Annotated in this window: 5 protein-coding genes; 3 read left to right on the top strand and 2 right to left on the bottom strand. The window is 41.6% G+C overall.

Annotation, left to right across the window (positions count from 1 at the left end):
* Window positions 1-163: transposase (locus AAV90_RS15000; protein WP_479725410.1), on the bottom strand; the 163-nt coding region annotated here is incomplete at its 3' end.
* A 371-nt stretch (window positions 164-534) separates the two neighbouring features.
* On the opposite strand from AAV90_RS15000, the gene AAV90_RS12635 reads away from it, so the two are divergent.
* Together AAV90_RS12635 and AAV90_RS12630 are read left to right on the top strand one after the other, a co-directional pair.
* Complete coding sequence (locus AAV90_RS12635) at window positions 535-1,896, top strand: methyl-accepting chemotaxis protein (RefSeq protein WP_207642068.1); 1,362 nt, start codon at window positions 535-537, stop codon at window positions 1,894-1,896.
* A gap of 15 nt (window positions 1,897-1,911) precedes the next feature.
* A complete protein-coding gene (locus AAV90_RS12630) occupies window positions 1,912-3,084 on the top strand; it encodes an EAL domain-containing protein (RefSeq protein ID WP_046499770.1) in 1,173 nt (390 codons plus the stop codon).
* Between the two features lie 46 nt (window positions 3,085-3,130).
* Here the strand turns inward: AAV90_RS12630 and AAV90_RS12625 are convergent, their stop codons facing one another.
* Window positions 3,131-4,675: an IS1182 family transposase gene (locus AAV90_RS12625; protein ID WP_046499768.1), complete on the bottom strand. Its 1,545-nt coding sequence runs from the start codon at window positions 4,673-4,675 to the stop codon at window positions 3,131-3,133.
* A 213-nt stretch (window positions 4,676-4,888) separates the two neighbouring features.
* Between AAV90_RS12625 and AAV90_RS15635 the strand changes: the two genes are divergently transcribed.
* A complete protein-coding gene (locus AAV90_RS15635; protein ID WP_052729783.1) occupies window positions 4,889-5,719 on the top strand; it encodes a methyl-accepting chemotaxis protein in 831 nt (276 codons plus the stop codon).
* Window positions 5,720-6,062: the final 343 nt, after the last annotated feature.

Below are 6,062 nucleotides of genomic sequence, written 5' to 3'. Positions count from 1 at the left end.
TTGCTGGTCTGCCAAAGTTTTTACAATATCTATCTGCTAATAAATCATTAACAAAGCTAAGATCTATGGCGGAATCTATTTGTTTTAGTATGTGATTATCCGGGATCATTTGGTATAATGCGGTATAGAAGCTGTTTTGTCTAAAGACGTTTTTAACTAACATAAAAAGCATACCTCCTTTAGTTAATTTTGATTTTGCTAACCAAATTATACCACAGGAGGGTATGCTTTTTGTGCTTTAAATGGACTTTTTCAGTGGTCTCGAACCGTCCCCCTGACACGCGGGTAAGTATACATAATACCGATAAATACGCCTTGTGCCCTTTTATTCAGTTTGCTATACTCAAAAAAACTAAATAACTTTCAGTTTAAATTGCTGGCAAATGATGGGCTTGGCCTTAAAAATCATTTGCCAGACTCGGTGAACTGAATTCTTGAGATAAAGGAGTCTCCTAATGATGCAAGGGGGTTCTTTTTTTTTATACGTTGGAAAAACCATTTAGAGGTGCCTTTTTTCAGTCAAGTTTTCTTAGGTTGAAAGGGTTGATTGTAATGGATAATGATCATTATGAAACCATCTCCATAGAAGACATGCTAATGCTATCGGCAGAAATGGAACGCTTGGGAAGAGGAGAAATAATGGAAGCGGTAAAGGCAGAGCTTTTAAGTCCGCCTGCTCGAGAGCTGGGACTGCGGCTGGAGAAGCTGCGTCAATTTATGAGTGCATTTGTAAAGGAATTAACCGTTACAAACGCCCAGGTGGCCTCTGCAGTCGAGCAAATCCAAGATGGATCTGTTCGGGCTGAGGCCTTTGCGGATACTTTTAGTGACTTGAAAACCCAATCATCTGAGGTAGATATTCTGCTCCAAGCAATGGATGGAAGGATGATATCGGCGGAAAAGGTTCTAAATGAAGTGGGGCAATCATTTCAAATGATCGAGCGTTCCACGGGGAGTATCAAAACCATGGTAACTGAAACGAGTCGAAAACTAGAGGAACTTGGTCCGGCCATTTTGAATTTAACGAATATCATTGACAAAATAGACAATATTGCCAAGCGGGTTCGTTTGTTGTCTTTTAATGCAGCTATTGAAGCCGCCCACGCAACTGAGCATGGACGGGGATTTTCGGTAGTAGCGCAGGAGATGAAGATACTGGCCGACCAGAGCAGCGCGGGAGTCAGGTCAAGTTCGCAGATTTTAAAGATGATAGAAGGCGAAATAAATAAGGCCAACCTCTGGGTATCTCAGAAAGAAAAAGATATTCAAGCCATGTTGGCAGGAATACAAAAGGAAACCAACCATAATTTTATACTGTTACAGAAACTGATAGGCAGTTTTATTATCGATACCCGTTCTGTTCGCGAAGAAATTAACGATTTACTCAAACAGGTAACCAACAATTTTAAGACTTGGGAATTTGCAAATGAAAATATGTTAAAAAGCTCCAATTACTTGCAAAGAATCAGCGAGTCTTTAAACCTTAGCCTGGAAAAAATTGTAGCCCCCAATACCGGGACAGTGAATATCGAAAGCCAGACAGTGAAAGAAATAATAGCTAAATTAGATGAACTCTCAGCTATGGATAATATAATGGCCTTATCGCCCTTTCATCATCAATCACTGCTCAGCGAAGTCCTGGAACGCCATCCCAGTATGGAAGCGATTTACAGCAATCGTGCCGATGGCAGTTTCATTTTTAGCCAGCCGCCTGCCGCTTTGGCCAATGCCAGAGCCCGGCTTTGGTGGCAGGAAGCTATCAAGGGATGCCAATACAGGTCGCCGGTATATATTTCTGCCATTACGCGTCATGCCTGTATTACTATTGCGCTTCCCATATTGGATCGGGAAGGTAACCCCTGTGGAGTGCTCGCAGCTGATCTTACAGTAGATTAAGGAAGGGGGGTATTCATGCACAGAATTAATGAAATATCGGTTGTGCCCTTTTTTCAGCCCATCGTTTGCATAGATACAGCAAATATATACGGCTATGAAGTTTTAGGCAGATACCGTCAAAACAACCTTTTTGAAAGTCTGGGGCATTTTTTCCATAATCCTGATTTGTCTTCTCAAGAAAAAATCAGAGTAGATCGCATGATTCGCTTTAAAGCCCTGGATATGATGAAAATGAGGAACTCCAAAGCTAAATTGTTTATAAACATCCAACCCGAATGGCTGCTGCCTTATATAAACCAAAGCATGGAGCTACCTACTATCGAACAGTTGACTAAATACAGTATTGATGGGGAGCAAATCATTATTGAAATATCTGAGGATAAATGTGGCGATGTAAATGTATTGATGGAAATTATTAAACGCTACCGTGCTGTGGGCTGTAAAATCGCTATCGATGATATAGGAGAAGGTTTCAGCAATCTAGAAAGAGTTGCCCTGCTAAACCCAGATTTCATTAAAGTTGGAGCCGGGTTCATACATCGGAGCAAGAGCTACAGTTTGCTTGAATCAATGGGGGGATTTTGTGAAAAGTCGGGAGTCAACCTGGTGCTTGAAGAAGTTGAGGATATGAAACAGTTTCAAATGGGACTGGATGCAGGAGTACGTTACTTTCAAGGTTACCTGTATGCAATTCCTCAACCGGATATACTTGACAAAGCCAGCTGTGCTGGGATTCTCCACCAAGGTTTGGACGAATATCTGGATAGAAAGAGCAGCTTGCAGCAAAAGCTTAATAAATTGGCTGATGATATGAATAAATTTATAGCTGCTGCATCTGCAGATATTGCAGAGACTGATCCCATGTTTTCTCCACGGGAATACATCAATAGGCTGCTTCCGCTGGCCCCGAATAATTGCTTAAAATTCTATATATGCAGTAGCAGAGGAGAGCAGCTCACCCCCAATTATACACGGGATCATCAGAAATGGTTGGTGGAGGCAGACTATATCGGACGCAATTGGTGCTGGCGTCCGTATTTTTTTCCCAAGGTTGCTGAAGCTAATCGAATGGGCAGGGGGGTATTATCCGATCCCTATCAAGATCTGGAAAACCGCCGACAGATCTATACCTTTGTTTTTCCCATAAATGCCGCCTGGTTTTTATTTATTGATTGCCAATATGATTGAAAAAGTGTCAGGGGGACGGTTCGAGACCACTGAAAAAGTAACCCTTTTAAGCCGCCCTGGCGGCTACCCACAGCCCATCAGGTAGGTTAATCTGTAACCGACAGAATAAAAACCTCAAAATAAACGAAGATAACCCTTTTGAAGCGGATACCAGTTTGGCTATCCGCTTTAAGTTTACCGCCAGGGCTGTTAGTTTTGCCTGAATGCGGATGCTTCGTAGACCATAGCCTTTGGCTCGGTCTAGTCCGTGGAATCGTTTTAGTTCTGCATTTTTGGGTTCGATTTTAGCTCGCTTGCGGAATTCTTGAATGAATTCCGGGGTTTTAGCTCTTTGGCTGTATTCATATAACTCTGGAGTATTTACGCTGATTGTTAATAGCTTACCTATCCGCTTACTTTTACCTATACATTCAATTCGTCGAGGACAGTTGCGGCAGATCTCACTCCCAAAGCTATAGTTCAGTAATTTCACCGTTTTACCATTTCGCTCACGGGTTTTGGATTTTACTTTTACTGTTTCATTTCCCATAACACAAAACCATTGATCACTGTCCTTGTTGTAGCTGTATAACTCTTCATCAATCTTGTAAGCGCTGGCACTTACAGGTATATAGGCTGCAGCTTGGATTTCCTTGATCAAATTAAGGATGTCAGCACGAAAGTAGGCTTTATCGCCATATATCCCGGTCAAGTTTAATCCAGTTTTCTGGCTTTCTTCAAGATGGCTCTTAAAATGGCTGCCATCAACATATGAACCTGGTTCTACAAAAATGCTGGTTATTAAACTGCCATCGGTGGTTTGGCATATTTCTGCTTTATAACCGTAGAAATTTTGAGTCTTGCTTTTGTGGCCTACTCGGGCATCTTTGTCAACCAGTGAACGGATGCCTTTTTGCTCGATAAACAGATCGCTTCCTAAAACCTCCTGAGCTTCCTTCGTTGCTATAATAACTTCTTCTGAGGTTTCTTCCTGAACTTGTTCGATCAGGCCTTCCAGGTAATCTTTCATAACCTGTTTGGCTTCAATATGATCTTCTATCTGAGTATAATCGGGTATTTCATATTGTTCCTGTCCCATGGCCTTGAATATGTTTCTGGCCAAGTGCTTCATAATACGTTCGGGTACTTTTTTAATGGTGTTGGCTTCAATATGGGTAGTATCTATAACGATGCCGTTGCTGCTTTTGATTAGGCCTCTTTCTACACATTGCCCTACGATTTCGGTAATGATGGCATCCATGCTGATATCCTTTAAGCGTTGGGTACGGAATTTGGTTAGCAGGCTGGTTTCAGGCAAGGGGTCTTCGGGGTTAAGTCCTACAAACCATTTATAAGCCAGATTTACGCTCAAATCCTGTATTAACTGTTCATCAGACAGGTTGTATAGATATTTTAATATTTGTATTCTTAGCATCATCTCTGGCTCTTTTGCTGGTCTGCCAAAGTTTTTACAATATCTATCTGCTAATAAATCATTAACAAAGCTAAGATCTATGGCGGAATCTATTTGTTTAAGTATGTGATTATCCGGAATCATTTGGTATAATGCGGTATAGAAGCTGTTTTGTCTAAAGACGTTTTTAACTAACATAAAAAGCATACCTCCTTTAGTTAAATTTGTTTTAGCTAACCAAATTATACCATAAGAGGGTATGCTTTTTGTGCTTTAAATGGACTTTTTCAGTGGTCTCGAACCGTCCCCTTGACACTTGACGAAAGTAGACTTTGGTACCATATTCAATACCGGGCATTTATTTTACAATTATGGTCAGATTCATTGTTTTAAACGAAGGAGGTATTTTATATGGGCAGTAAGTTTTTAGATGAATTTCCGGTGGTAGTTGAATATCTGGTAACGTTATTTCCTAAAAAGGACGTTGCTTTTTACTCGACTAACCTGACTGAATTTACTTTTGGCGATACCCGCTTTATTGATGTGCCCTTCGCAGACGTTGGCAATAAGCTGGCTGCGGGTGGCCCTGCCGATCAGTGTATCAAGACCCGCCAGCCAATTGAAACCGAGATTGATCAGAGTTTATATGGTAAGGCTCTAAAAGTTATAACTGCACCGGTATTTGACGATGAGCAAACCGATACAATCATTGGAACTTACGGAATGGCTATCGCTCGCGATGATGCTCATGCTTTAAGAAATATTGCCGCTACTTTCCAGCACAGCATGACGGAAATCAGTACAGCGATCGAAAACACCGCCCATGCGGCCGGTGATATTGCCGCCAGTGAAATAAAGCTGAGCAATGAAATAACTTCGATCCAAGAAACAGCTCAGCAAATCAATAGGATCCTGGACAGTATCAAAGAGATAGCTGATCAAACTAAAATGTTAGGGCTTAATGCCGCTATTGAAGCTGCCCGGGCCGGAGACAGCGGACGGGGGTTCGGGGTGGTAGCGGATGAAATCCGCAAACTATCCGAAACATCTAAGCAAACCGCCAATGATATCGGGTTGCTTACCCGGGACATAGAAAATAAAATAACTATAGCTTTTGACAGTTCCCAGATAGCTATGGGGGCTACCCAGGAACAGTCAGCTGCTACCGAAGAAATGAATGCCAGTATTCAGGAGCTAAGCCTAATGATGCAAGAACTAAACCGGATTGCTGCCGGGATATAAGTGTAGCTGACCTTGCTATCTGCTTCAATCCTTCCGGCCGGGTAATTTACACTGCCGCAGGCATTTTCCATCATTTGAGGGTGTCGAGGGTGTCGAGGGGACGGTTCGAGATCACTGAAAAAGTCCATTTAAAGCACAAAAAGCATACCCTCCTGTGGTATAATTTGGTTAGCGAAAACAAAATTAACTAAAGGAGGTATGCTTTTTATGTTAGTTAAAAACGTCTTTAGACAAAACAGCTTCTATACCGCATTATACCAAATGATTCCGGATAATCACATACTAAAACAAATAGATTCCGCCATAGATCTTAGCTTTGTTAATGATTTATTAGCAGATAGAT

Source organism: Syntrophomonas zehnderi OL-4, from assembly GCF_000983115.1.
GTDB lineage: Bacteria > Bacillota > Syntrophomonadia > Syntrophomonadales > Syntrophomonadaceae > Syntrophomonas_B > Syntrophomonas_B zehnderi.
Note: the sequence above shows the minus strand (reverse complement) of the source record. Positions and strands in the feature narration are given on the sequence as shown.

What these genes read in the sequence shown, in the direction of transcription:
- AAV90_RS12630 (WP_046499770.1), top strand. Translation starts at nt 1,912, where the DNA reads ATGCACAGAATTAATGAAATATCGGTTGTGCCCTTTTTTCAGCCCATC.
- AAV90_RS12625 (WP_046499768.1), bottom strand. Translation starts at nt 4,675, where the DNA reads ATGTTAGTTAAAAACGTCTTTAGACAAAACAGCTTCTATACCGCATTA.
- AAV90_RS15635 (WP_052729783.1), top strand. Translation starts at nt 4,889, where the DNA reads ATGGGCAGTAAGTTTTTAGATGAATTTCCGGTGGTAGTTGAATATCTG.